This is a genomic window from Candidatus Bathyarchaeia archaeon (genome assembly GCA_038882715.1).
Taxonomy (GTDB): domain Archaea; phylum Thermoproteota; class Bathyarchaeia; order Bathyarchaeales; family DTEX01; genus DTEX01.
The window spans coordinates 40,123-64,069 of the sequence record JAVZNR010000001.1; the positions used below are offsets into that span (position 1 = coordinate 40,123).

A 23,947-nucleotide genomic window follows, 5' to 3' on the forward strand; every position below is an offset into this window, starting at 1 on the left:
GTTAATAATTTAGGGTTTCAGTAGCTCTTATTTATATTGAGCTATTTAAAAGTAAGTTTTGGAGGATGTTTTCATGGATCTCATAATACTTGGCGGAACAATCGTTACGATGGGGGATAAAGGCGTTATACGTGATGGAGCTATCGTGGTGGAGGGCGACACCATAGTTGATGTTGGAAGAAGCGATGAGATTAAACACAAGTATTCAGGGTATGAGAAGATTGATGCGAGCGGAAAGATTGTGATGCCCGGCTTGATTAACGCACATCAGCATGCGGCCATGAGCCTGCTGAGAGGGTACGTTGACGATTATCCGCTTAAGGAGTGGCTTGAGAGGTGGGTTTGGCCCTTCGAGAGACACATGACTGGCTACGATATTTATGTTGGCGCGCTTCTGACGGCTGTTGAATCTGTTATGGGCGGGACAACAACCATTAACACAATGTATCATTATGCTGAGGAGTATAATGAGGCTATGGCTCTAGCCGAAGTCGGATTACGCGGGGTTGTTGGACATGTCTGCTTCTCATGGCGCAAAGAGCAGGACATAAAAGCCCTAAAAGACTCTGCAAGAAAATGGCATAAAGGAGCCGATGGAAGGATACGCGTCAGCGTTGATCCCCACGCCCCATACACCGTTGACCCAGAATACATGAGGGAGCTAAGAGCCATAACACGTGATTTAAACGAGAAGTATGCCTCAGCCAGCGCGCCTATAATATGGCATACTCATCTGGCTGAGACCGAGGATGAGGCGCAGAAGATTAAGGATTCATTCGGCATCTCCGTATCTAACGGCGTCGTGGATTACGTGGATTCGCTAGGCGTTCTAGGTGGGGACGTTGTCGCAGCGCACTGCGTTCATTTAACGCCGAGAGACATAGAGGTCTTAAGCTTAAGAGGGGTTAAGGTTGCCCATAACCCCATCTCGAACATGAAGCTGGCTTCAGGGGTTAGCCCCATCCCTAAGCTTTTGAAAGCTGGTGTAACCGTGGCCCTTGGAACAGATAGCCCGTGCTCAAACAACTCGGCGGATATGTTTGAGGTCATGAAGTTCACCGCGCTTCTACATAAAGGCGTTAACCGTGATCCGACACTGTTGCCGGCTGAAACGGTTCTCAGGATGGCGACTGTTGATGGCGCTAGGGCGCTCCTATGGGATAGAGAAATAGGGTCCATTGAGGTGGGCAAGAAAGCCGACATAATCATAGTTGATTTTCAGAGGCCGCATCTATGGCCGCTCTACAGTGAGGTGAGCCATCTGGTTTACGCGGCTAAGGCGTCGGACGTTGAGACCGTTATCGTTAGTGGCCGCATAATTATGGAGCGCAGAGAGCTAAAAACCATTAAAGTCGAGGAGGTCATGGAAAAAGCCAAGAAGGTTCAGGAGAGATTGCTTGAACGCGTAGGTGCAAGATGATTCTCCTTGTGGGAGGGGTTTATTATCGAGCCGATCTCGTTTGGATTGGTTGGTGTAGGGGGTTATGCCGCAGTCTATCTAAGGGTTTTAAGGGCTCTAGAGGATGAAGGCTTAGCTAAGATTTCAGCTGTGGTTATAAGAAGCCCGTGGAAATACGTTAGGGAGGTGGAATATTTTAGGGGTAGGTCTACGGCTATTTATGGTAGCTTTGAGGAAATGGTTGAGGCTGAGCGTGGCAGAATAGATATTGTCGCCCTGCCCACAGCTATATATGAGCACAAAGACATGGCTGTGAAAGCCCTTAAAAGCGGGTTCAACGTTATCCTCGAGAAGCCTCCTGCCGTGACGGTACAGGACTTGGATGAGATGATTGAGGCTGAGCGGGCTTCGGGCAAGTTCTGCGCAGTGGGCTTTCAACTACAATCGAAGACTGTTGTCCGCAGGATTAAGGAGGCTGTTTGCGAGGGAAAAATAGGTGAAGTGAAGTACGTTTTGAGTAAGGGGAAGTGGAAGAGGCTTGACTCCTATTATGAGAGGAACGCTTGGGCTGGCAAATTCATGTATGAGGGAAAGTATGTTTTGGATGGAACTGTCAGTAACCCCTTATCCCATTATTTAATGAGCTCGCTGTTCTTTGCGAGTGGGGAGGAGGGGCGAGCTGCCTATCCGGTAGGGGTTAGGGCTGAGCTCTATAGGGGTCATAAAATAGAGGGTGAAGATACATCGTGCCTTGAGGCTGAGGTTGATGGCGGTGCACGGGTCTTCTTTTTCGCCACGCTTTGCAGTCCACATCAAAGTAGCCCATCTCAGCGGATAATTGGGACTAGAGGCTTGATCGACTGGACTTTTGGGGATAACGCCTACATAAGGTATGCTGATGGAGGCGTTGAAACAATAGAGGAGGACGGAAAGAATGAGCGCATCGAGCTCTTTCGGAACGCCATCAGATATTTAAGGGAGTTGGACGAGAGTATCAACTGCACCCTCGAATTAACCAGACCCTTCGTCCTAACGCTAAATGGGGCATATGAGTCAGCTAGGCGGATAAAGGATATTCCAAACGAATTCATAATTAGGAGGGCGGAGGAGGATTCTATAGCCACAGTAATCATAGGCATCGACGATATAATTGATAAAGCCTTCGAAGCGAAGCAATTGTTCTCGGATCTCGGCGTTGAATGGGCCTATAAAACGGAGTATTTCCCACTTGAAAATTATAGGCGCTTCAACCTAGTATTATAACTGTGGGATGCCCATGAAAATCTGCATAGTTACCGATGAAGTGAGCTCCGATCCCGAGACCGCCATGGAGCTCATCTCCGACTGGGGAGTGAGGCACATTGAGATAAGAAGCGTTTGGGGTAAGAGGGTTCCAGATATTGAGCCTTTTGAGCAAGAACGCTTGAAAGAGCTGGTTTCAATGTACAATTTGGGGGTTGCTGCAATCTCGCCCGGCATTTTTAAATGCAGGATCAATGACGAAGCGACGGTTATGAATCATTTGAATGAAAGGCTTCCACGCTCCATTGATCTTGCGAGGAGTTTAGGGACGAATACTGTGATAGTGTTTGGCTTTTTATGCGATGACCCCCATAATATAAAGTACTTTGACTATGCTGTAAGAATTTTGAGGAAGGCTTCAGACTATGCCGCTGAAAGGGGGGTTCTCCTAGCCCTTGAAAACGAACCGTCAAGTCTGGCGGATACTGGTGAGAGAACCGCCAACCTCGTTAAATCTATTGGAATAGAGAGTCTGCGAGTAAACTGGGATCCGTGCAACGCATATGTTGCTGGCGAACAACATTCTAGAGGCTACGAGCACGTGAGGGGTTTAGTGGCACATGTCCATCTAAAGGATGTCACCATGGACAGCAAGTCCGGTAGAAGGGTTTATGTGCCCTTTGGGGATGGGGAGGTAGGGGTCTTCAGCCAAGTGAGGCATCTTGTAAACGATGGCTATAGGGGCTTCTTCTCAATCGAGACCCATGTGAGCCAAAACCGCGTGAAAAGCACCCTCAAGTGTTTAAGGAGACTCCAAAATTTCATCGAGGAGTTGGGTGAGAAACTTGAATAGAGCCCTTATACCCGCCCATATTCTTTTATGAGCCTTAAGCACATGTCTAAAACTTTTCTGGCGGACTCTAGAGCATCCTCAGCATCCATTAGACTATATAATTGGTCTGGTGGCGTGCCAGTCTCCTCGTCGCCATACATGCTTGGCTCCCTTTCACGCCTAAGCCTCCTCGAGATCGAAGCGATCTCATCAATATCTTCTCTAAACCATTCGGGAAAAAGATGCTTGTTTCTTTTAATTATTGGTCCAACGTCATGCCATTTCGGAGGCTCTATAGCCAGTAGTCTTAGCGCACCTTTTAGGGCTAGTTCGACGGTCTCTTGGCTCTGGCGTATCGTGAACGCATAGTTTCCCGTCTTTATAGCCTCTTCGGCATGCTTAACCCTCTCTTCAGCCTGCCTTAAATATGATTTAGCCATCTCAACGTTATTCAATCTCAACAACCTCGCCGAACCTTATGTCGGGCTTAAGAACCCAATACCATTTATCGCCAACCCAAACTCTTTTCGCGCCCAGCTCCTCAAGCCTTTTCCTCAGCCTATCCATGATATTCTTAAAGAAACCGTTTCTATCATAGAGTATTATTGAGTCTTCGACCATGTCTAAGTAAATTGGCCTGATCCTAGAGGCTTCTTCCAAAGATAGGATTATGGGCGAGAAATCCACATGGAAGCCCTTATCCCAGAGATCGTCTATAAGCGGCTCAAGAGGCTCCTCAATTAAAAGGAATAGTTTTTGTCGCATCATGCGGCTTTTAGGCAGAGTCTCGGCAACTATTAAGATGTCTATGTCGCTGTCTTTACGTGTGGATCCACGCGCAACGCTACCGTAAACGATCACTGATACAAGTTTATCGCCTAGCTTGGCGAACAGCGAGTTAAGAAGTTTTTCAATCAGGGATCTATACGGTTCCTTAATCTTCTCTAGGCTCAAATCTCGGTATCCCACAAAACTAAATATTTATGCGATTGCTTAAATAGGCTACCTTAAAGAAATGCTCAAGATAATTTTTACTCATATTGGAATTCACCGTATTGGCTTTTTATGGTCAGCCTGTTTTTTCCATCGCTTCTCTCGCACCTTCCAATTATCTTCGCCTCCAGGTTAAACTTCTCTGATATGCTGATTATGTCGTCGGCGGCTTCCGGCTTCGCTATAACCTCGAAGCCGACGCCCATATTATAATTTTCAAACATCGCTCTCCAAGACTCGTTGGACTCACGTTGTATGAGGATGAAGATCGGATCTGGGTTAAAAAGATTATCTTTAATGTAATGGATGTTTCTGCCAACGCGTAGGCATTTCGTTTGGCCGCCGCCGGTATTATGAACTAGGCCGGAAATATGGTCGCCGAGATCATCAATTATTTTCAGTATGACTGGCGCGTAGAACCTCGTTGGCGAAAGTATGGCTTCACCGACGGTCATGCCGAGATCATCAATATAATCGTCAAATCTAAATCTCCCATAGTAAGATCTCTTACCATCTCCGCCCTCAAGGATCTCAGGGTACTTCTCTTGATAGTCTCTATGAATAAGGCATAGCCGGGCCAGCGTTATGCCATTACACATTATCCCGCTATTCTCCCTCTTCTCATATTTTGTTTTTCCCCCACTTCTAAAACCTATGATGACATCGCCCGGCTCAATCCTGCCGCCGGATAAAACTTTAGAGAGGTTTACACGTCCATTCATCATCACAGCTATGTCCAGAGTCCTAAGCTGATCCGGCAGATCAGCCGTCTCGCCACCAGAGAACATGATCTTAACATCTAAGCCCTCCAGCGTACTCATGCATTCTCTGAAGCCAGCGCTTAAAGCCTTGAGTAAGCCGACCTTATCAACTTTAAGGGGGTTTACCGCCACGTAATCTACAAAGTTTATTGGCGTAGCGCCCACGCAAATAATGTCGTCTATATTCATGGCTAAAGCATCTTGGGCTAAACCCATAAACCAGCTTATGTCCCCGGTCTCCCTCCAATGGAGATACGCTTGAACCGGCTTGCTGCCAGCGCCATCAACATGGGTCACGATGCCGAAGCCGGGTAGATCAGGGTCTTCGCTTACGACGCAGAAGGCTTCTGGAAACAAATCATTTATTACGCCCTTAAAGAATTCTACACCCCTCTTCTTAACATCTACCCCCGACTCAGCATACTTAGATGACAAGGACGTGATCACCCGGTGAAATTACCATATCGTGTAGCCGCCGTCCACCACTAAATCGTGTCCAGTTATATAGTCTGCGGCTCCAGAAGCCAAAAAGATAACCGCGCCCACTATGTCAGCTGGCTCAGCGAATCTTCCGAGAGGTATTAGAGCGCGCCACTGATCAGCGTACTCCGGCTGGCACTTTAGCAAGTTTTCAACCAGCGGAGTCAATGTGTATCCGGGGCTGACACAATTAACGTTCACTCCGTATTTAGCCCATTCAGCCGCCAAGCTCTTCGTTAGCATGATTACCCCAGCCTTTGAAGCATTATAATGGGCTTGCGGCTGAGGCCTATTGACGATCCTGCCGGACATAGACGCTATATTTATTATCTTACCGCTTCCCCTCCCTATCATGTGCCGGCCAACCACCTGGCACATTATGAAGACCCCGGTAAGATTAACATTTATCATCTTGTTCCAGTCTTCATCGGTCATGTTCTCGAAGGAAACCCATTGCCCAATGCCATGGCTATTCACTAATACGTCTATTTGCCCAAAATTTTTCAGAACCAGGTTAACGGCTTCCTCAACTTGATCACGGTTGCACACATCCACCCGCATAGCAAGAACCTTAACCGGAAATCTTCGCTCTAGAATCTCTTTTAGATCCGCTATTTTCTCTGAATCTAGGTCGAATAACGCTACATCGGCTCCGAGCCCCGCAAGAGCGTACGCTATTGCTCTTCCGATGCCCCCGCCAGCGCCGGTAACTATAGCTTTTCTACCATTCAGCATGAACATTTCTTTAATGGACTTAAACTTGCTTAAACTCAAATCCGCACACCATAAACTACTTATAGAGCTCCTCCACGATTTTCATTCTCCACTTCTCGCTCTCAAGAGTTCTAAGCCTATAAACCTCCTCTTCCGGCAGTAGCACCGGGCCCCCTAGGATCTTGGCTATCAGCAGCATTCTAGCGAAATCTTCAAGGGTCTCGGCTCTTTGGAAAGCTTGCTCAAGGTTGGCGCCCAGAGTTATTATACCATGGTTCTTCATTAGGAGGGCGTTTGCCTCCTTAAGGTGTTCAGCGACCTTCCTCGCGTACTCCATTGTTGTTGGCGTCGCATAATCCATTAGCGGTATCCTGCCGACTTGTATTATAACTTCGGTGAATGTCGGCACGTCTAAAGAGACTCCGGCGCAGGCGAACCCACCACATATTGGCGGATGGACATGAACTATTGCGTTAACGTCAGCTCTTGCGGCATATATCATTAGATGCCACGGGGCGTCGGTTGAGGGCGGATACTTACCCTCTAAAACCTCCCCCTTCAAATTCATCTTGACAATATGTTCCGGCCGCATATCCGCCAAGGAGAAGCCGCTCGGCTTAATTAAAACCTCGTTTCCAGGAGCCCTAACGCTTATGCTTCCGCCAGCTCCGCTCGTTAAATGCCTCTCATAGAGCCTCCTTCCAATCCTGCATAGTTCCTCCTTAAGCTTCCATTCTTCACTAACTTCGCTCAAGGTCTCACTCCACCATTAAAGCGATCGGATGGTCGATCAAGGTTGTAGAGCTCCCTATATAGACTCTTGTTCGCCTCGTAGAGCTTCAGATACAGCCCATAATATTTATCGTAGATCTCAGATGTTTTAGGATCAGGCTCCTGCACCTCAGCCGCCTTAACCCAATCCTTTATAACCTCATAGCCCTTAAGTACGCGGGTTCCAACGCCGCTCAGAAGCGCGTCTCCCAGCGGCGTCCCAGGGTGCTCAGCGATATACACTAGCGGAAACTTCGTTACATCAGCAAATATCTTCCTCCACAACGGGGATTTCGCCCCGCCATCAACTATCCCCATACTAGGCTTTAGCGGAATATTGTTGGCTTTAGCGGTCTCAACATTGTGCCGCAGCGCGTAGGCTGCACCCTCCATTAAAGCCCTAAATATATGTGCCCTAGTATGGGTCAGCGTTAAGCCTATTATCAGCCCCTTTGAGTACGGATCCCATATGGGAGTCCGCTCACCCATAAAATACGGTAAAACTATTAGGCCATCTGAGCCCGGCGGAACCCTTTCAGCCTCCAGATCTAGGATTTTGTATGGGCTTAATCCAACCTGTTTTCCAAGAGAGACCTCAACCTGCCCAAACTGGTCTCTAAACCATCTTAGCATGCCTCCTGAGGTCGCTGAGCCGCCGAACGTGTAGATCTTCTGTCTATCGTAGGCTACATGTGGATAATTAATTAGCTTAGGCGTTAACCTCAGCTCATCCTGTATGACGCTCCAGCATGTTGATGTCCCAACCATAGCTGAGTGGTCGCCGTCCTCTAGGCATCCTAGGCTTAAGGCGGCTACAGGTGCATCCACGCCTCCAGCGCAGACTGGTGTCCCCTTCTTTAAGCCGCATAGTTTGCTCCCCTCCTCCGTTATCTCGCCGACAACAGTCTTTGACTCAACAATCTTCTCGGGGAAGAAGCTTCTCGGTATTCCCATCTCCTCCATTAGCTCCTCAGACCAGTCTCTTTTATGTATATCGAATATGCCGCCATAGTTTCCAGCTGAAGAATAATCTATGCACACGACGCCGGTTAAACGATAAACGCAATACCCGTAAGTCGTCACAAGCTGCCTCGTCTTCTCCCAAGTCTTAGGCTCCTTAAACTTGATCCAAAGCATCTTTGTGAAACCAAAGTATGTATCTATAGTGTTTCCAGTAACCTTAAAAACCTCCTCCTCACCTATATTTTTCCTAACCCATTCAACCTCATCAACTGCCCGCCTATCCATCCATATGAGGCAGGGTCTTATAGGCTCCATGTTCTCATCACACGGTACTCCTGAACCGCTATACAACCCGCTTATAGTTAAGCCGCCAACCTCAGCTGGGTCAATCTTAGACTTCGATAGAACCTCACGGATCGTATTGCATACAGCGTTAAGCCAAACCTGAGGCCATTGCTCAGCCCAAAGTGGCCTAAGCGATATAATATCCGTCTCCTGAAAAGCCTCCGCAATTATCCTTCCATCAGCATCGACCAGAACAGACTTTGTGCCGAATGTTCCAATATCAGTCCCTATAAGAAAGTTCCCCTCAGCCAACCAACTTCACCCTCCACTCATATATCTTACACTAATTCACGCAGAAGAATATAAATTATTAAAAGAACACTCACAGAAACAGCAACCGTAAAACAACGAGCACTTCAAGAGATAAATTTTTAAATAAGACTCGATTTATAATAATCCTGAAAAATACATAAAACACTATTTAGAGAAGCGGGGTGGGGTAGCCAGGTTAACCCGCTGGGCTCATAACCCAGAGATCGGTCGTTCAAATCGACCCCCCGCTACCATGTCTTTTGCGAGAGGTCGTACAACCCCAAAACTAAGCCTTTTCAGACTTCTCTTCAAGTTGCTTAAGTTTTTCACGTGTCTTTTCCAGTCTCTCTGCAATCTGCCTCTTTTTCGTTTCCTGTTTTGCCTTTTCTCTTACTGCTTTGATGTTCTCTTCTAATGCTATATACCATGCCTGTTTTTTGATGCTTTCAAAGCTGAATAATTCGAAGAGCTGCTTTTCAGTCTCCTTTATGTCTAAGCTTTCCCGCTTGAATGGTAGGTCCGCGTTCATCAAAAACGCTATTAAGAGTTGTTGTAAATATGGTATCAACCAATCTCGTATATGCCCATAAAGCTTTTCGTTCGCGATCTCACCTATTTTTATCGCTTCCCTCAACATTTCTTCCGCGCTCTTTTTGTCTCCCTCCTCCACAACCCCAGCCTCCTTGAACGCGGAGAAGACAGAGTCCCAAAAGAAGTAGAGTAACATTTGTTTGATGCCAGCCATATTGAAGTCAATGAAATTAATGAAAGCAGCCGTTCTCTTTTCTGTGTTATCGATTGCTGTGATCTCCAAACCGAAAAACGGAATCCTAACAAGAAAGCGCTTAAACATTCTCTTTCCGTTGTCGAGCTTCTCAAGCGGTCGGAAAACTTGAGGTAGACGGTATTTTCCCTCCTCCCGAAACAACACACCCTCCTTCTCCAAATTATACAGATACTCGCTCAATGACGGAGAAGACAAACCGGTTGCCTTCTTTAGCTCAGTAAACGTTAACCCATCCTTGGCCCCAGCAAGGACAAGCAATATTTTCATCTCGCCCGGCTTAAACATACATTCTCACCTAACTTAGTTAACCAACTAACTTATATATAACCTTTTCCTATCATTAAGTTAGGTAGGTGACTAACAAATGATCAGGTCAATCTACATACCTGATGGGGTTGCCAAGCTCATTGATGAGGCAGCCAGAAAACTCGGCATGAGCCATTCCCGATTCATTCAATATTGTGTGCTCCATGTGCTTGGGGAAATAAACATGCTGACCGCGAAAGTGCATGAGGAGGATTCAGAAAATGGAGTCTATCCCTGGTGAGTGTTTCGGATTCTTTGGCATGCCCGCATGGCCCAATGAATGTGAAAAATGCGAAGCTAAAGAGCTCTGCAAATACACAGCTAAGCACTTTGTCCCAAAGAAAAAGTTGCAACCTATATTTCAACGCCTGCTTGCGCTTGAAAAAAGTATGGGGGAGAGGATCATTGATGAGCTTTTGCGGGGGCTTGCTGATTTGTGTGCTTCTCTCGAAGAGTCTTTTAAGCAATTTCGAGAGAAGGTAGCCGCGCTTGCCCTTGAGGCAACCGCATGGAAAACCCTTCTCGCACCATCTCCAATCGATCCCAACGACCGCGCTTTTCGCTGGCTGATTGAGAAGTGTTTGCCGGAGGTCGCCCGGAAGCACCCTGAAGTGCGATGGGACTTGATCAAAACCGAGAACGGCAAGATTGCGGGGTTGCGGTATTTCTGTCAAGACCAAGAAACGGAAAATGACATAGTCAAGCCAACCACTTGGAGTTTCGAGGTTGCATGCAATCGGCCCTTAGCCGATAGCAAAAACAAAAAGTAAGGGGGCACTTTATGCAGATCGAGCGATACGAGGATTTTTGGCGGCTTTGCGAGAACTGTCCCAACTTCCATTTTGGTTGCGCTTTGAAATGCGAGCTTAGAATCCGTTTGAAGCTGCCCCCGCACGGACCGAAATACATCTTTAGCGGGAGCGTGAGCGAGGATGAAATGTCTTAGATGTCTGGCCGATGTTCCTGATGGCGCGGCAGTCTGTCCTAAATGCGGGGGAACCGTTTTCTCTGGCTCTGAAAGCGGGGAGCCTCTCCGTAATGTTGTGCAGCTTTACAGCACCCCCCTCCCCTTTTATGTTAAGGCAAAGACACCTATTGTTGTTAATGGCGAGTTAAAAGGATTCGAGGTTGAATGGAAACTATTCCGCGCGCGCCTACAGTTGAATGCCCCAAGCATATTTCTCTGGGACCGGGACGGCTACCTGCCCGGGAAGCAGGAAGCAGCCCTCCACCTCGTTGAAGGAGAGGACCTAATGCAGATTCTTCAGACTTTACCAAAGAAGAAAATAGAGGAAATATTAAGGGTTTTACGGGAAGAATGGGGCGTTGTAGCTGATGACAAGAATAATCCTATTGAAGTTATAGCATCCTATCCCCTCTTCTTCCAGCCGGTTCCAAAGCTCCGTGATCCAAGCATTTTGGAACGCATGGACTGGCGAGAATATATTTATCGTCTCGCCTGCCCCAAGCCTGGGAAGGATGAAACTTTAATAAAGGTTCACCTAGCGAAAATCCTGCAGCCGTTAGCGATGCAGTATGCCCCGCATAGCATTGAAGTTACTAATTCAGGCACCGGGAAAACTCGGTTCTATGATGCCGCGGGCATCAAGATTGACAAGGCTACGAGGCGGGCTGTTTTAGGCTTCGCGAAAAGCCCCACGGAAGTTTATCCCGGAACCGTGCATGGCTCCACTTTGCCTACAGCCTTCGATCAGATTGAAGCGCAAGATAGTCTTGAACTGGCGAAATATATGCTCGATTTGATGGAAATTGGACGTGCTTTAGTGGATTCTGGCGGCGTCAGGTTTGTTGTTGAAACCGGTTCCAGCTTCGCATACCTAGGGAACCCGATCGCTAAAGATGCTAAGGCGGTGGAGGGCTTCAAAACGCTTCTAACCCATATTTGTGCTAACCCAGCTATGGGCCGGAGATTCGGACTAATCATCTTCTCAACCAATCTTAAGGCAATTCAGGGGCAGGCGCGGATGACCCTCAAAGAGCTGGAAGAATGGAAAAGAAGTTTTGTTTTGTTCCGTGCTGTGGAGGAATACGCCCAGCCCAGGCTCAGGCGCTTGATACGTGATCCAAAGGTTGCGGAGTGGCTTCACCAGCCGATCAAAGGCTATAGGGAAACAATTTATATCATTGCAGGTAGTTTCCGGGTGATGGATAGTTTTTCTATCCATCTATTTGAGGAGCTTCTCGAATGCCTTGCGTATCTCGCTTATCTGCCTCTTTATCTCAGTTATTTCGTCTCTAAGAGACTTGTTCTCTTCCTCAAGCTGGCTTATCCGCTCCCTTGCCTCATGGTTCATTATTTTAACGGCTGGGACCTCTTTGAGGAAAGTTACGGTTGGCAGGACCTTGAGGTATTCGCTTCTCAGCCACTCAATGTTGCTTATGCAGAAGTCGTAGAGGCTTTCAACCCCAAACTTCGTTAGGCTGTGGCCCAGAAAAGCTTCGCTCGCCATTCTGTCAACCCCGCTTATGCTACACGCCGTCTTGAAGAACTTCCTCAGGGAGTGGATGCGCGTGTTGTAACGAACCGCGTTATTATTCACGCTTTTTCCTCCAGCAACCTTATGGATGCCTTTTATTGGAACCGGCCGCATGTCAAGTCCCGCTTTATTGCATAGCTCACGCCAAATGTTCTCAAACCTCTTGCCTGTCAGAGCCCGCCCTCCCCTTTCAGCCGCAAAGATAGGTGTTTCAGCCGTTATCTGCTCTCCCCTCCCCTGCCTCATGATCAGGTGTGTTCTAATGTAGTCTGCCGCCTCCGCGGAGATGAACGTCACATACGGCTCCCTCTCCTTATTCAGGTTCTCAGGGATCTCGACGGCATAGCACGGCAAATCTATGTTGAAGACATCATCCCGAAAATGCTTTAGGCGGAGCCCGAGGCATGTGCTTAACCTGAAGCCTCCGCTCGCCATAGCACATATAATCGCCCTCTCCCTAAGCTCAGCCACCTTGAGAAGCCTAACAATCTCCTCTTTACTCACAACATCGCGTTTAAGGAGGGGTTTAACCGAACCGAACTTCCGCTTAAACTCCCTCGCAATCTCCCTGCTAACCCTATCAACGCCTCGAACTCCATTCTCAACCAGCCAGGCCTTTATGCCTGGAAGCCAACCCCAAGCGCTTTTGGGAGCCACACGATCCTTAGCCCAGGCAAAGAAGCCGCTAAACTCCTCAACAATCTCATCCTCATTAAGCCTCTTAAAACGCTCAAGAACCTCAGAAGGCCTGAGACCATAATATTCGCAAAAGAACTTTAAGCCTTTAACATAGTTTTTCGGAGTCTCCCCGCTTAGACTCCTCTTTGAGAGCATAACCTGCACGGTTGGATCGGAGAGAATATCCTTTATAATTATTTTAGGCTTCTCAGACATTTCGGATCACAAATAATAATATGGAGAAACATATTTATATATCTTACGACCTCCCGCAATCCTAATACTTATGGGTAGTCGTTCAAATCCCCCGCTACCATATAAACTTTTTCGTACAACCGACCGCAACTTTTAGAAAGCCCGTTCCTTTTTCCCAGATATACTCACAAGCGGGCGCGTTACTTCTACCATGAAATTCATAGGATTTAAATCAACATATATGCCGATCGGAGCAAAATATTTTTAAGCGTGTTGAGAGAACAAGAGTTGGGTGTTGAGGTTGCCTTTTTGTAGGCAGTGTGGGAGAGAGGTTTCTCAGGATGCTAGGTTTTGCCCTTATTGTGGTGCGGATCAAACCTCTTATGCGTCGCCTTACTCGCCTTCGGTTCAGGCCGGGTTGGAGACTAAGAATACGGGTTTAGCGGCGGTTTTAGCTTTAGTGTTCGGTGTCTTTGGGCTGTGGGGCGTGGGGCATATATATGTTGGAAAGATAGGTAGAGGATTAGCTATACTTGTGCTAGGCATTATACTTCAATGGGTTCTCGGCTTCTTCATATTCTTCGGAATAATATTCGGCGGAATATACGGGGGGCGCCCATTTGGATTATCCCTGTTACTTGGAGGCTTTGCCGGGTTAATTATTTGGGCGCTGGTAACCATCGCTCTCTTCATTTGGCAGATCTACGACGCATATAAACTAGCTAAATATTATAACGACCATGTTCGACAGCATGGCAAGGCGCCTTGGTAAATCTGGAGAAAAAGCATGGAGGCGAAACATACTCGTTTTCGAAATAAGGTCTGTTAAGATTATTTAAACCATAATTCTTTTAAATTCCCCTAAAGAATAATGGTTTATGTCTGAGAAAAGTGGAAATGGGAGTTCGAAGAGAAGGCTTTGGCATTCTGTGTCCGGTGGGGTCTTCCTGATAGGTCTCGCTGTTCTCTTCTACGTTGGGTTCTGGCCCTGGATACTTGTATTATTGGGTTTAATGGCGATAATCGAGGGCGTCGGCGAATACTATTCTAGGAAAACTGAGAAGAAAGATTAACTGGTTTTCTAGGCCTATCAGCCACTCTGTTACATATGCCATAGAAGAGTAGCCTACCCACTAAACGTGTATTTTTCGCTGCTTCTAAGCCTAGCTCCTCGCAGAGCTCATCTGTGCATCTCTTAACCTCTCTCATAACGTCTTTCTTACTAAAATTTTGGAAAGAAGACTCTCACAGAACCTGAATATTTTCTCAGCATAATACTTAATTAGCCTCTCAGCCTTCCTACGAGTACATCTTCCTCGTGGCGATGAGGATGGATGAGCATTTGGGTATTAGAAGGGCTAAGTATTCTTCTCTCAAGGCTTTTAATAATTGATTTTTAGGCGATAGTTTTAAGTCTTCACATGCATCGGTTACTTATGGGTGGAAAGGCTTATGGAGATTGTAAGCATGGAGACGGTTCTTCTTTCCTGCCCTGTCCCAAAGGAGCAGCAGTTGAATTGGGATGGGGCTGCTTTCGGTCAGAGGGTCATAAAGAACGATATGATGATTATTAAGCTTAGGAGCGATGAGGGCATCGAGGGCATAGGCGAGCCGAGCGTTTACGGCGACGTAAAATTCATGGATTCTTGGCTAAGGGAGCGTAAATCAATGTTTATAGGCAGAGACCCATATGATGCCCTGAAAAACACTCAGCCGCAAGTGTACTATGATTGGCGGGTAAACTGCGCTTTAGCGGGCGTAAACCAAGCCTTATGGGATATTATTGGGAAGGCTAATAGGGTGCCTGTCTATAAGCTTCTCGGCGGAAGGCAGACTGATAGAATTATGGTTTATGCCAGCGCGGGACAGCTTGGAAGAAAACCTGAAGATATAAGGCGGGAAGCCGAGGCTTTCAGGGAGCAGGGTTTCTTGGGCTATAAGTTACGGGTTACTCTTAGCGACTATAGGGAAAAGGTTAAGGCAGCCAGAGAAGGTCTTGGAAAAGACCTTCACCTAATGGTTGAGTGGAATGAGCGGATACCGAACGCTAGGGTGGCGGCTAACGCCATAAGGAACATAGAGAGGTATGAGATCACGTGGATTGAGGAGCCTCTTAGAAAAACGGATATTGAGGGGTACGCTGAGCTGAGGAGGCTCGTTGATACACTAGTATCTGGCGGAGAAAGCCTGGCAACAAGGTGGGAGTTCAAGGAGAGGCTTGAGAAGGGATGCTACAGCATAGTTCAGCCGGATTGTAATGTTGCGGGCATAAGCGAGGCGAGAATAATAGCATTGATGGCGAGCCTAGACGAAGTCCTGCTATGCCCCCACAACTGGCACAACGCGATAAACACGGCGGCCAACTTACAGGTTATGGCTGCGTCGCCAAACCAGTTCTTCCTAGAAATAAACAAGACTTGGAACAACAGCTGCCCAGAATTCCAACAGGAAATAATAAAAGACCCATTAGTGCCCAAAAACGGCTACATCGAGGTCCCTGGTAAGCCCGGATTAGGCGTAGAGCTGGATGAGGAGGCGTTGAAAGAGTTCCCGTACCTAGATATTAAGCGCGCGGAGCCAATATAATGCGGCATGACGCGATAATAGGGGACTATGGGTGGCGTATTTTGAGATGCGGAGGCATGTTGTCGGCGTAATTGGGTGCGGATGGGCTGGCGAAAAACATGTGAAAGCATACTTGGCGTTGAGCAATGTTAGGGTTAAGGCTGTCGCAGACATAGACGAGGAGAAAGCTAGGAGACTGGGCTCATCGATAGGCGCATCGTGGCATAGAGATTATCAGCAGATACTAGGGGATCCTGAGATAAACGCTGTGAGCGTCTGCCTGCCGCACTATTTGCATGTTAGGGTTTCCATAGAAGCTATGGAGGCTGGAAAGCATGTTTTATGCGAGAAGCCTATGGCTACATCGCTGGAGGAGGCGGACGCCATGATAAGGTCGGCTAGGAAGATGGGAGTCACATTAATGATAGCTGAAAACGTGAGATTCCATTCCTTCAACCTTAAAATGAAGGAGTTGATAGATCAAGGTTTAATTGGGGAAGTCTTCCTGGCAAGAATATTCAGGGACCATGAGATGCACGATTACCTTAAAAGTAGACCATGGTTCCTAAGCCTAAAGGAGGCGGGCGGCGGAATATGGATCTCCGGCGGTATCCACGACGTTGATGCATTGAGAATGCTTATTGGCGAGCCGGAGGAGATTAGCCTATTTCAATCTAGAAAAGTTCTTCGAGAGATGGAGGGAGACGACACTGTTGTCGCAGTGCTAAGGTTCAGCGATGGGGCGCTAGGCGTTGTCACGGAGAGCTTCTCAACGAAGATCTTTAGGAGAAGTTCGCCGCTTGGATGCCCGTCTATAATTAATGGGAGCCTAGGGACAATTGTCTCCACGCCGAATGGATTAGAGGTTTACAGTGAAAACTTGAAGAGCAAAAGCAGGAGTATGGTTATGAGAGTAAGGCTGAAGGAGAACGATACTTTCCTCGAGGAGATAAAGCACTTCATAGAGTGCATAGAGCATGGAAAAGAACCTATAACATCGGGTGAAGAAGAGAGAAAAACATTAGCGGTTATATGCGCAGGCTACGAGTCCCTTAAAAACGGAGGAAAGCCGGTGAAGATAAAATATTAGGCGACTATGTGCGCAGCCATGTTATATATCCGTAAACCGGGCTGTTCGGGCTATAGTAGCCTTCGCATTTAATGGAGACTAAGAGTTATAAGGGGATATCGCTGAACTTTGATTTGGGTGGCATACTATGCCAGTTGTGATAGTTGAGATGTGGGCTGGCAGAACAGAGGAGCAGAAAGCCGCCGTCATAAGGGGTATAACAAAAGCCTTCGAGGAGATCGGGATCAAGCCCGAGCATGTTCAAGTGATAATTCATGAGATCCCAAGGAGCAATTGGGGTATAGGCGGGGAACAAGCGTCAAAACTCTTCCCGTAAACGAAGCCCTTGATGGCGCCTAAAAATCCCCTCTCCTCCATTTTTTGTGATTAGTATATGGTTAGACCGGAAACACTATATTTTTATCTGTGTTAAGGTGCTCTTTCAAGTAATCCGTGACCCCCTATGAAGCGCGAAGAGAGCGGTCTGGCGTTAACATTTACTTTAGCCTCATCATTCCTAGTCCAAATGGTTGTTGGGATAACTGGGATAATTGTGCCCCTATTCGCCAAGCATATGGGCGCAACGCCGCTGCTCTTAGGTTTCATAGGGGCCGCTGGCGGATTAACATACACCTTCATGCCGCTCATATCCGGAATGCTATCAGACAAGTTTAAGAGGAAGACTTTCATCACCTTGTCAACACTCCTATACGGGCTATCATGCATATTTTACGCCATGGCTGAAAACCCACACATACTCATCCCCATAAGGGCCCTAGAATGGTGCTCAATAGCCCTATTCTGGCCGTCCGCCGAAGCATTATTGGCGGAAGTCGGCGGAAAAAGAATCGATGAAACCCTTGAGAAGTTCAATCTCTCGTGGGGTTCAGCCATGATTGTAGCTCCGATGATCGGCGGCCTACTGGTGAACGCTTTAGGCGCAGACTCAAAAATACCGTTTATCTCCCTCTCAATCATTTTATTTGCGCTGTCCTGCTCCTCGATTCCAGCGATAAGAGAGGGGAAAGAGAAGCCAATAAGCCGGGAAAGACGTGGAAAAACTGAGCGGGAGCGGCTGAACGCGCACGTTATAATCGCTGTAATAGCGATTTTCCTTTTCGCTTTCGTCGGCGGAATAATATTTAACCTTTTCCCAGCCTACGCCGTAGACTTAGACGTATCGGCAAGCGAGATCGGGCTGATAATGCTCTTTAATGGTCTGTTTAGGCTGGCAGCATTCCTGCAGGCATATAGGATAGAGAGTAAAATCGGCGAAGGCCGCATATTTCTCATGGGTTCTGCGGCAATGTCCCTAGCGCTAGCTCTAACAGCCCTAGGAAGAACGACGCCGGCTTTCTTAGCAGCCCTCTCAATAATGGGCTTCGGCGCCGGAATACTTTACGCGGAATCCATATCAATCATGCTTAAGAACTGGAGGCATGCGAGGGGATATGCGGCCGGACTATTTGAGAGCCTCATAGGCACCGGATACTTTTTAGGCTCACTGCTCGGAGGGGTCGTCGCCGACAAATATGCTCCGAACGCGCCATACATCTTAGGTTTCCTAGCCAGCTTAGCGGTAACCCTAGCGTTAGCTTTAAAGCGACCCCCTAAGAGGGATTCTGGGGCGGAGCGTTTAGGCCCGGTTTAAATGGCGTTATTTATCTCAGGGGCCTTAGGGTAAGACCCCAAAATCTTAACGAATAATGTATTAGCCTTCAGCCCCTCTAAGGCTTCGGCGCACCTAGCCTCAGTTCTATGCCCCTCAAAATCTAGATAGAAATTGTATTCCCAAGGCCTCTGTCTCGTAGGCCTAGACTCTATCTTCGTCAGGTTTATTCCCCTTAGGGCAAACTCCCCTAAAGCCCTATAGAGCGCTCCCGGAACATGTCTCGTTGAGAAAATTATGGATGTTTTGTCGTTGCCAGTCGGCGGAGCATCAGACCTTGAGAGGACGAAGAACCTTGTGTAATTGTTTGGGTTGTCGGCTATATCTCTCGCAAGAATATTCATGCCGTAGATCTTTGCAGCCCTCTCGCTAGCTATAGCTGCGGCGTTAATCATATTATTCTCCTTAATCATCTTAACGCTTCCAGCAGTATCATACGTAGATATTATCTCACAGTTCAACCTCTCAAGAAAGTTTCTGCACTGGCCTAGCGCCTGCGGATGCGAGTAAACAACCCTTATGGAGCTAAGCGCGACGTTTGGGTTCGCTATTAAACAGTGGGCTATTTTTAAGACCACTTCTCCACAAACCTTAACATCATATTCTAGAAAAAGGTCGTAAACCTGCGTTACGCTGCCTTCAATAGAATTCTCTACTGGGACAACGCCAAACCCCGTCTCCCCGCTATCCACGTATCTAAACACATCTGAGAAGCGTTTACATGGAACTGGCTGAACATCCTGCCCGAAGAACTCATAGATTGCGCTCTCACTATATGCGCCTATCTCACCCTGAAAGGCAACTTTAACAGGCTTCTCTGAGCGTCCATTGCTTAACAGCGCCATTTCCCCTCTCACTCTAAAGCCGAACTCAAAGACGTACGGTAAATCAAATTAGTTTTCGAACTCAAAATATAAATATTATCTCTCTTAAGCGGATAATTAACAAAAAGGTTAAATTCGGCCCATGATATTAGCATAACCAATAGTTCGGGGTGCTATGATTGGCATATAAGTACATGGCTGAAGCCTGGAGAAAGCCCGGTGAATCATATGTAGAGGAGGTAATGCGCCAGAGAGCGGTGGAGTGGCGTAAGCAGCCGTCAATCATCAGAATCGATAAGCCGACGCGCATCGACAGGGCTAGAAGGCTTGGCTATAAGGATAAGCCTGGATACGTCGTCGTCAGGGTTAGGGTTAGGAGGAGCGGGTTCAGAAAGACAAGACCGGTCTCCGGAAGAAGACCTAAACGCATGGGCGTCCTCAAATATAAGTCAGCGAAAAGTTTAAGGCTGATAGCTGAAGAGAGAGCCGCAAGAAAATTCCCAAATCTAGAAGTCCTCAACTCATACTGGGTCTGGGAGGACGGACGCTACAAGTGGTTTGAAGTCATAATGGTGGACAGAAACCTTTTACCCGAACTGCAACTCGGTAAGGGTAGAGGCAGAGTCTTCAGAGGATTAACGAGCGCCGGGAGAAAAGTCCGCGGCCTACTGGCCAAATAGAGACAATAGAGCCTTCCAGCGAGCCAGCGCCCGTTAACGGAAAACTGAAAGATAACGCTACAGTTTTCTTAAAAATCGGAATAAAGTTCACGGTAAGAAAACCGCTGCGGCGATCACGGTTGTCCAAAGCCCATCTTTATGTCCTTCAGCCGACTGGCATATATGTGTCGTCTTAAAGATCTTTCCGCTGGCCTTATACACTTTTTTCCGCTCATCCCACGCTTTCTCCGGGTCAAACTCTATTCCGAGGGTTGTGGCAAGCATCGTCGCCGCAAGATCTTCAGCATACTCGCCAGCCTTCTTAGCGGTCTCTCCAAACGAGTGGTGCTCAGATAAGTAGCCATACCCGTTATCTTTCGGTATAGCTAATCCAACAGCCGCCGCGATCAAGCGGTTAGGTTCATTGGTCTCATTTTTAGCCATAACGACATATGTTATTTGACCTGGACGTAAGAGCTTAAGCCCCTCCTCCCTCGGAATTATCTTGCAGCCCGGCGGAAAAATGCTTGAGATGCAGACGAGGTTACACTTCTCTATTCCAGCATCCCTTAACGCGAGCTCAAAAGAGACTAACCTATCCTTATGCACGCCCACTCCTTTCGTAAAGAACATCTTTGTTGGAATCATCTCTATATTCATAAAAATTATATGAGCAGGAGAACTTTTTAAAAAGTTTTTTGTTAAAAAATGCGGAGATAATTAGCCCTTAAAATTTAAATAAACTGGAAAATAATCCTTTCTACCGAATAATTTTTAAATGAGCATTTAAATGTTAAATCATTATGAGCATTCTTTTTAATTCGGGGTGAAAAACCGCAGATGCTTAACGCAATAGTTTACAGGAGGGGGAAAAAGAGAGCTGGCAAAGGGTTTAGTAGAGAAGAGCTTAAAGCTGTGGGCTTAAGTCTCAAGGAGGCGTTGGCGCTAAAGATTCCAGTAGATCCGAGAAGGAGAACTAAGCACGAAGAAAACATAAAAGCCCTAAAAGAATATCTATCCAGAAAAGGTTAACGCGTTTTTCCGTAGATTTATATTCTATGAGCGATCATTGATATATGCCTAATTTTGACGAAAACTTCTTATAGATTTTTGCTTAAAAGTTGTTTTGCGTGGTTTATTATGGGTGAAATGGAATATTATTTAGAGGGGCCTGTTGAACTGTTCTGCGAGTATTGTGTTGACCCGGTGGGCCTACAGGTATCTAGGCCAAGGTTCTCGTGGAAGTTAACGCATCCTGAGCGCGGGCGTATGCAGTCAGCCTACCAAATACTGGTAGCATCCTCAGAGGATAACCTAGCGAAGGATTTCGGCGATATGTGGGATAGTGGTAAAGTTGATTCAAATCAATCAGTAAATGTCGAGTATGCTGGAAAACCCCTAGAAAGCGGCAAAATCTACTATTGGAAGGTTAGATGGTGGGACGATAAGGGGCAAGCTAGCTCTTGGAGCAGAACCGCTAAGTTCGAGATGGGGCTGCTTAAGCCGGAGGACTGGAGGGCGAAATGGATAGGTGGCGGAAACCTGCTCAGGAAAGAATTTATTTTAGATGGTAAAGTTAAGCGGGCAAGAGCCTATGTCAGCGGCTTAGGCTACTACGAGTTAAAGATAAATGGATGTAGGATCGGTGACCGCAAGCTCGATCCCGGATGGACTGACTATGAAAAGATAGTTCTCTACGCGGTTTATGACGTTACCTGCTACCTTAAGGAAGGAAGAAACGTGGTTGGTTTAATGCTAGGTAATGGTCGATACAATGTTAAGCCTCATAGAAGGAAGCCTCCAAGCCCTGCGCCAGCTCATAAACATTACGGGGAGCCGAGAGCGATACTGCAAATGATGATAGAGTTTTATGATGGAAGGCAGGAGCTTATTGTCACTGATGAAAGCTGGAAAGCATATAAAGGCCCGATAATCGATGACGATATTTATGATGGCGAAATCTATGACGCTAGGCTGGAAAAGGATGGCTGGGATCTACCCGGCTACGATGACTCTTCATGGGAGAACGTTAAACTCGTGGAGCCACCAGGCGGAACCCTGATTTCGCAGGCAGCCTTCCCGCCAATAAGAGCCGTCAAGACCCTTCAACCAGCCAACATAAGTAATCCTAAACCGGGCGTCTATGTGGTTGATTTTGGCCAGAACTTTACTGGTTGGGTTAGATTATATGTTTATGGGCCTAGAGGGGCCGAGGTTAAACTGAGGTACGCGGAACTGCTTAACCCGGATGGAACAATAAATACCGCGCCTAATGTGGGGGCTAAGGCTGCGGACACATATATTTTAAGAGGAAACGGTGTCGAAATCTATGAGCCGAGGTTCACTTATCATGGATTCCGCTATGTGGAAGTTACCGGCTCTCCGGGCGTATTAAGCATCAACAATATTGAGGGGGTAGTAGTTCACACGGATGTTGAGCCTACCGGAGGTTTTTCATGCTCAAACCAGTTAATCAACAGCATTCACAGAAACGTTTTGTGGGGCCAAGTAAGCAACCTAATGAGCATACCGACCGACTGCCCCCAAAGAGATGAGCGCATGGGTTGGATGGGCGACGCGCAGCTCTCGGCTGAAGAGGCAATATACAACTTTAACATGGTGAACTTCTACGCCAAGTGGCTTAGAGACATAAAGGCGGCTCAGATTGAGGATGGAAGCGTGCCAGATGTTGTTCCACCATACTGGAGCCTTTATCCAGCTGATCCAGCGTGGGGAACAGCATGCGTAATAATCCCATGGTACCTATACCTCTACTACGGCGATAAGAGGATTCTTGAAGAGAACTATGATGTGATGAAGAGGTGGGTTGACTTTTTAACTAGTAAGGCTGAGGATTACATACTTAAGTTCAGTAAGTATGGGGATTGGTGCCCTCCGGGACAAATAGTGTCGCTGAATACCCCAGGCGAAATCGTTTCCACGCTATGCTATTATGAGGATGCATTGCTGCTATCTAGAATTGCATGTGTGCTTGGAAAAAATGATGATGCTAAGAAGTATGCTGAGCTAGCTGAGAAGATAAAGGATGCGTTTAACAAGAAATATCTTAGGGGGGATTATTACGCGGTCTCGGAGGCTGCGGGTTACAGCCAAACAGCTAATGCTATTCCGCTTTACTTCGATATCGTTCCCTCTGATAAAAGAGAAAGCGTCTTAAAGAGACTGCTAAACGATGTTATGGTTGCCCGCGATTATCATCTTAATACCGGAATAGTTGGCACAAGATACCTTTTTGATGCGTTGACTAAATGCGGCTACGCCGATGTAGCGTACAGAGTTGCGGCGCAAACGACGTATCCGAGCTGGGGATACATGATTAGAGAGGGGGCAACAACCATCTGGGAGAGATGGGAATATCTAACGGGTTCTGGAATGAACTCCCACAACCATATAATGTTTGGCAGCGTAGACGCATGGTTCTATAAGGCTTTAGCGGGCATAAATGCTGACCCATCGCGCCCCGGTTTCGAGAAGGTGATAATTAAGCCTCATATTGTCGGCGACCTAACACATGTTAGCGCATCGCTTAAAACAATCCGCGGGTTAATAGCGTCAAGCTGGTGGAGGGAAAAAGACTCATTAACCCTAGAAGTCAATATACCGGTGAATAGCGTAGGGGAAGTTTACGTTCCAGTAATAGGTGCCTGGAACCCGGTGGTTAAGGAGGGAGAAACAATTGTTTGGAGAGATGGGGAACTCGTCCAGAAAGTACAGGGCGTGACATCTGCCAGAAGAGAGGGAGACCACATAGTCTTCAACGTTGGCTCAGGAAAATACGTATTCCGAGTGGAAGAAGAAAAAAGGTGAGTGGAAACCCGGGGGCCCCATAGCCCACCATCATTTTTGTCTACCTAAGCGCCTAGAAATATCTGAGAAAACTTAAAGGGGAGAACTGAACGTTAAAAGAAATAGGTGTTGAAGGCA

General features: G+C 47.1%; 25 protein-coding genes and 1 tRNA gene. 15 read left to right on the forward strand and 11 right to left on the reverse strand.

The annotated features are described in order from the left end of the window. The first annotated feature begins 73 nt into the window (after positions 1-73). The 3 genes from QXR61_00225 to QXR61_00235 are packed head-to-tail and all read left to right on the forward strand — an operon-like array spanning position 74 to position 3,494. On the forward strand, positions 74-1,420 hold the full coding sequence (locus QXR61_00225) for an amidohydrolase (GenBank protein ID MEM3756380.1): 1,347 nt from the start codon (positions 74-76) through the stop codon (positions 1,418-1,420). 6 nt (positions 1,421-1,426) lie between these two features. Beyond that, positions 1,427-2,662 carry a Gfo/Idh/MocA family oxidoreductase gene (locus QXR61_00230; protein MEM3756381.1) on the forward strand — a complete coding sequence of 412 codons (1,236 nt, stop codon included), beginning with the start codon at positions 1,427-1,429 and terminating at the stop codon, positions 2,660-2,662. A gap of 13 nt (positions 2,663-2,675) precedes the next feature. Further along, entirely contained in the window at positions 2,676-3,494 is an 819-nt protein-coding gene (locus tag QXR61_00235; protein MEM3756382.1) for a sugar phosphate isomerase/epimerase family protein, read from the forward strand. 5 nt (positions 3,495-3,499) lie between these two features. Here the strand turns inward: QXR61_00235 and QXR61_00240 are convergent, their stop codons facing one another. From QXR61_00240 to QXR61_00265, 6 genes are all read right to left on the reverse strand, one after another. Then, complete coding sequence (locus tag QXR61_00240) at positions 3,500-3,928, reverse strand: HEPN domain-containing protein (GenBank protein ID MEM3756383.1); 429 nt, start codon at positions 3,926-3,928, stop codon at positions 3,500-3,502. Then, on the reverse strand, positions 3,921-4,427 hold the full coding sequence (locus tag QXR61_00245; protein ID MEM3756384.1) for a nucleotidyltransferase domain-containing protein: 507 nt from the start codon (positions 4,425-4,427) through the stop codon (positions 3,921-3,923). Before QXR61_00245 ends, QXR61_00240 begins: the two co-directional genes overlap by 8 nt. A 77-nt stretch (positions 4,428-4,504) precedes the next feature. After that, positions 4,505-5,662, reverse strand: coding sequence for an AIR synthase related protein (locus QXR61_00250; protein ID MEM3756385.1), 1,158 nt, complete (start codon positions 5,660-5,662; stop codon positions 4,505-4,507). Between the two features lie 21 nt (positions 5,663-5,683). Next, positions 5,684-6,481: an SDR family oxidoreductase gene (locus QXR61_00255; GenBank protein MEM3756386.1), complete on the reverse strand. Its 798-nt coding sequence runs from the start codon at positions 6,479-6,481 to the stop codon at positions 5,684-5,686. A gap of 16 nt (positions 6,482-6,497) precedes the next feature. Next, a complete protein-coding gene (locus tag QXR61_00260; protein MEM3756387.1) occupies positions 6,498-7,175 on the reverse strand; it encodes a class II aldolase/adducin family protein in 678 nt (225 codons plus the stop codon). Further along, positions 7,172-8,752 (reverse strand): FGGY-family carbohydrate kinase, encoded by a 1,581-nt coding sequence (locus tag QXR61_00265; GenBank protein ID MEM3756388.1) that lies wholly within the window; start codon positions 8,750-8,752, stop codon positions 7,172-7,174. The genes QXR61_00260 and QXR61_00265 overlap by 4 nt, the downstream gene beginning before the upstream one ends. Before the next feature lie 176 nt (positions 8,753-8,928). Between QXR61_00265 and QXR61_00270 the strand changes: the two genes are divergently transcribed. Continuing rightward, positions 8,929-9,006 (forward strand) — tRNA-Met (locus QXR61_00270). A gap of 32 nt (positions 9,007-9,038) precedes the next feature. On the opposite strand, the gene QXR61_00275 is transcribed toward QXR61_00270, so the two are convergent. Continuing rightward, entirely contained in the window at positions 9,039-9,824 is a 786-nt protein-coding gene (locus QXR61_00275) for a helix-turn-helix domain-containing protein (GenBank protein ID MEM3756389.1), read from the reverse strand. A gap of 79 nt (positions 9,825-9,903) precedes the next feature. On the opposite strand from QXR61_00275, the gene QXR61_00280 reads away from it, so the two are divergent. After that, entirely contained in the window at positions 9,904-10,086 is a 183-nt protein-coding gene (locus tag QXR61_00280) for a hypothetical protein (protein ID MEM3756390.1), read from the forward strand. Further along, positions 10,067-10,615 carry a hypothetical protein gene (locus tag QXR61_00285; GenBank protein MEM3756391.1) on the forward strand — a complete coding sequence of 183 codons (549 nt, stop codon included), beginning with the start codon at positions 10,067-10,069 and terminating at the stop codon, positions 10,613-10,615. The genes QXR61_00280 and QXR61_00285 overlap by 20 nt, the downstream gene beginning before the upstream one ends. Before the next feature lie 1,416 nt (positions 10,616-12,031). On the opposite strand, the gene QXR61_00290 is transcribed toward QXR61_00285, so the two are convergent. Next, the gene (locus tag QXR61_00290) at positions 12,032-13,237 is read right to left on the reverse strand and encodes a tyrosine-type recombinase/integrase (protein ID MEM3756392.1); all 1,206 of its coding nucleotides are present in this window, start codon (positions 13,235-13,237) and stop codon (positions 12,032-12,034) included. A gap of 280 nt (positions 13,238-13,517) precedes the next feature. Between QXR61_00290 and QXR61_00295 the strand changes: the two genes are divergently transcribed. Together QXR61_00295 and QXR61_00300 are read left to right on the forward strand one after the other, a co-directional pair. Next, positions 13,518-13,988 carry a zinc-ribbon domain-containing protein gene (locus QXR61_00295; protein MEM3756393.1) on the forward strand — a complete coding sequence of 157 codons (471 nt, stop codon included), beginning with the start codon at positions 13,518-13,520 and terminating at the stop codon, positions 13,986-13,988. A 106-nt stretch (positions 13,989-14,094) separates the two neighbouring features. Beyond that, the gene (locus tag QXR61_00300; protein MEM3756394.1) at positions 14,095-14,289 is read left to right on the forward strand and encodes a hypothetical protein; all 195 of its coding nucleotides are present in this window, start codon (positions 14,095-14,097) and stop codon (positions 14,287-14,289) included. Here the strand turns inward: QXR61_00300 and QXR61_00305 are convergent. Next, on the reverse strand, positions 14,264-14,425 hold the full coding sequence (locus QXR61_00305) for a hypothetical protein (GenBank protein MEM3756395.1): 162 nt from the start codon (positions 14,423-14,425) through the stop codon (positions 14,264-14,266). The genes QXR61_00300 and QXR61_00305 overlap by 26 nt on opposite strands. Before the next feature lie 243 nt (positions 14,426-14,668). Between QXR61_00305 and QXR61_00310 the strand changes: the two genes are divergently transcribed. From QXR61_00310 to QXR61_00325, 4 genes are all read left to right on the forward strand, one after another. Beyond that, the gene (locus QXR61_00310; GenBank protein ID MEM3756396.1) at positions 14,669-15,802 is read left to right on the forward strand and encodes a mandelate racemase/muconate lactonizing enzyme family protein; all 1,134 of its coding nucleotides are present in this window, start codon (positions 14,669-14,671) and stop codon (positions 15,800-15,802) included. 31 nt (positions 15,803-15,833) lie between these two features. Then, complete coding sequence (locus tag QXR61_00315) at positions 15,834-16,871, forward strand: Gfo/Idh/MocA family oxidoreductase (GenBank protein ID MEM3756397.1); 1,038 nt, start codon at positions 15,834-15,836, stop codon at positions 16,869-16,871. A 127-nt stretch (positions 16,872-16,998) separates the two neighbouring features. After that, positions 16,999-17,187, forward strand: coding sequence for a 2-hydroxymuconate tautomerase family protein (locus QXR61_00320; GenBank protein MEM3756398.1), 189 nt, complete (start codon positions 16,999-17,001; stop codon positions 17,185-17,187). A 126-nt stretch (positions 17,188-17,313) separates the two neighbouring features. Next, complete coding sequence (locus QXR61_00325; protein ID MEM3756399.1) at positions 17,314-18,501, forward strand: MFS transporter; 1,188 nt, start codon at positions 17,314-17,316, stop codon at positions 18,499-18,501. On the opposite strand, the gene pheA is transcribed toward QXR61_00325, so the two are convergent. Next, entirely contained in the window at positions 18,498-19,364 is an 867-nt protein-coding gene (pheA, locus tag QXR61_00330) for a prephenate dehydratase (protein ID MEM3756400.1), read from the reverse strand. The two genes, QXR61_00325 and pheA, sit on opposite strands and share 4 nt — an antisense overlap. A gap of 173 nt (positions 19,365-19,537) precedes the next feature. Between pheA and QXR61_00335 the strand changes: the two genes are divergently transcribed. Continuing rightward, positions 19,538-20,023, forward strand: coding sequence for a 50S ribosomal protein L15e (locus QXR61_00335; GenBank protein ID MEM3756401.1), 486 nt, complete (start codon positions 19,538-19,540; stop codon positions 20,021-20,023). 87 nt (positions 20,024-20,110) lie between these two features. Here the strand turns inward: QXR61_00335 and QXR61_00340 are convergent, their stop codons facing one another. After that, positions 20,111-20,650, reverse strand: a complete 540-nt coding sequence (locus QXR61_00340; protein MEM3756402.1) for an arginine decarboxylase, pyruvoyl-dependent — start codon at positions 20,648-20,650, stop codon at positions 20,111-20,113. Positions 20,651-20,842: 192 nt separating this feature from the next. On the opposite strand from QXR61_00340, the gene QXR61_00345 reads away from it, so the two are divergent. After that, on the forward strand, positions 20,843-21,034 hold the full coding sequence (locus QXR61_00345) for a ribosomal protein L13e (GenBank protein ID MEM3756403.1): 192 nt from the start codon (positions 20,843-20,845) through the stop codon (positions 21,032-21,034). 108 nt (positions 21,035-21,142) lie between these two features. Beyond that, complete coding sequence (locus tag QXR61_00350) at positions 21,143-23,830, forward strand: family 78 glycoside hydrolase catalytic domain (GenBank protein MEM3756404.1); 2,688 nt, start codon at positions 21,143-21,145, stop codon at positions 23,828-23,830. The last annotated feature ends 117 nt before the right edge of the window (positions 23,831-23,947 follow it).

Coding starts and splice junctions, on each gene's coding strand:
- QXR61_00225 (MEM3756380.1), top strand. CDS start 74: ATGGATCTCATAATACTTGGCGGAACAATCGTTACGATGGGGGATAAA.
- QXR61_00235 (MEM3756382.1), top strand. CDS start 2,676: ATGAAAATCTGCATAGTTACCGATGAAGTGAGCTCCGATCCCGAGACC.
- QXR61_00275 (MEM3756389.1), bottom strand. CDS start 9,824: ATGTTTAAGCCGGGCGAGATGAAAATATTGCTTGTCCTTGCTGGGGCC.
- QXR61_00280 (MEM3756390.1), top strand. CDS start 9,904: ATGATCAGGTCAATCTACATACCTGATGGGGTTGCCAAGCTCATTGAT.
- QXR61_00285 (MEM3756391.1), top strand. CDS start 10,067: ATGGAGTCTATCCCTGGTGAGTGTTTCGGATTCTTTGGCATGCCCGCA.
- QXR61_00290 (MEM3756392.1), bottom strand. CDS start 13,237: ATGTCTGAGAAGCCTAAAATAATTATAAAGGATATTCTCTCCGATCCA.
- QXR61_00300 (MEM3756394.1), top strand. CDS start 14,095: ATGTCTGAGAAAAGTGGAAATGGGAGTTCGAAGAGAAGGCTTTGGCAT.
- QXR61_00305 (MEM3756395.1), bottom strand. CDS start 14,425: ATGAGAGAGGTTAAGAGATGCACAGATGAGCTCTGCGAGGAGCTAGGC.
- QXR61_00310 (MEM3756396.1), top strand. CDS start 14,669: ATGGAGATTGTAAGCATGGAGACGGTTCTTCTTTCCTGCCCTGTCCCA.
- QXR61_00320 (MEM3756398.1), top strand. CDS start 16,999: ATGCCAGTTGTGATAGTTGAGATGTGGGCTGGCAGAACAGAGGAGCAG.
- QXR61_00325 (MEM3756399.1), top strand. CDS start 17,314: ATGAAGCGCGAAGAGAGCGGTCTGGCGTTAACATTTACTTTAGCCTCA.
- pheA (MEM3756400.1), bottom strand. CDS start 19,364: ATGGCGCTGTTAAGCAATGGACGCTCAGAGAAGCCTGTTAAAGTTGCC.
- QXR61_00335 (MEM3756401.1), top strand. CDS start 19,538: ATGGCTGAAGCCTGGAGAAAGCCCGGTGAATCATATGTAGAGGAGGTA.
- QXR61_00340 (MEM3756402.1), bottom strand. CDS start 20,650: ATGATTCCAACAAAGATGTTCTTTACGAAAGGAGTGGGCGTGCATAAG.
- QXR61_00345 (MEM3756403.1), top strand. CDS start 20,843: ATGCTTAACGCAATAGTTTACAGGAGGGGGAAAAAGAGAGCTGGCAAA.
- QXR61_00350 (MEM3756404.1), top strand. CDS start 21,143: ATGGGTGAAATGGAATATTATTTAGAGGGGCCTGTTGAACTGTTCTGC.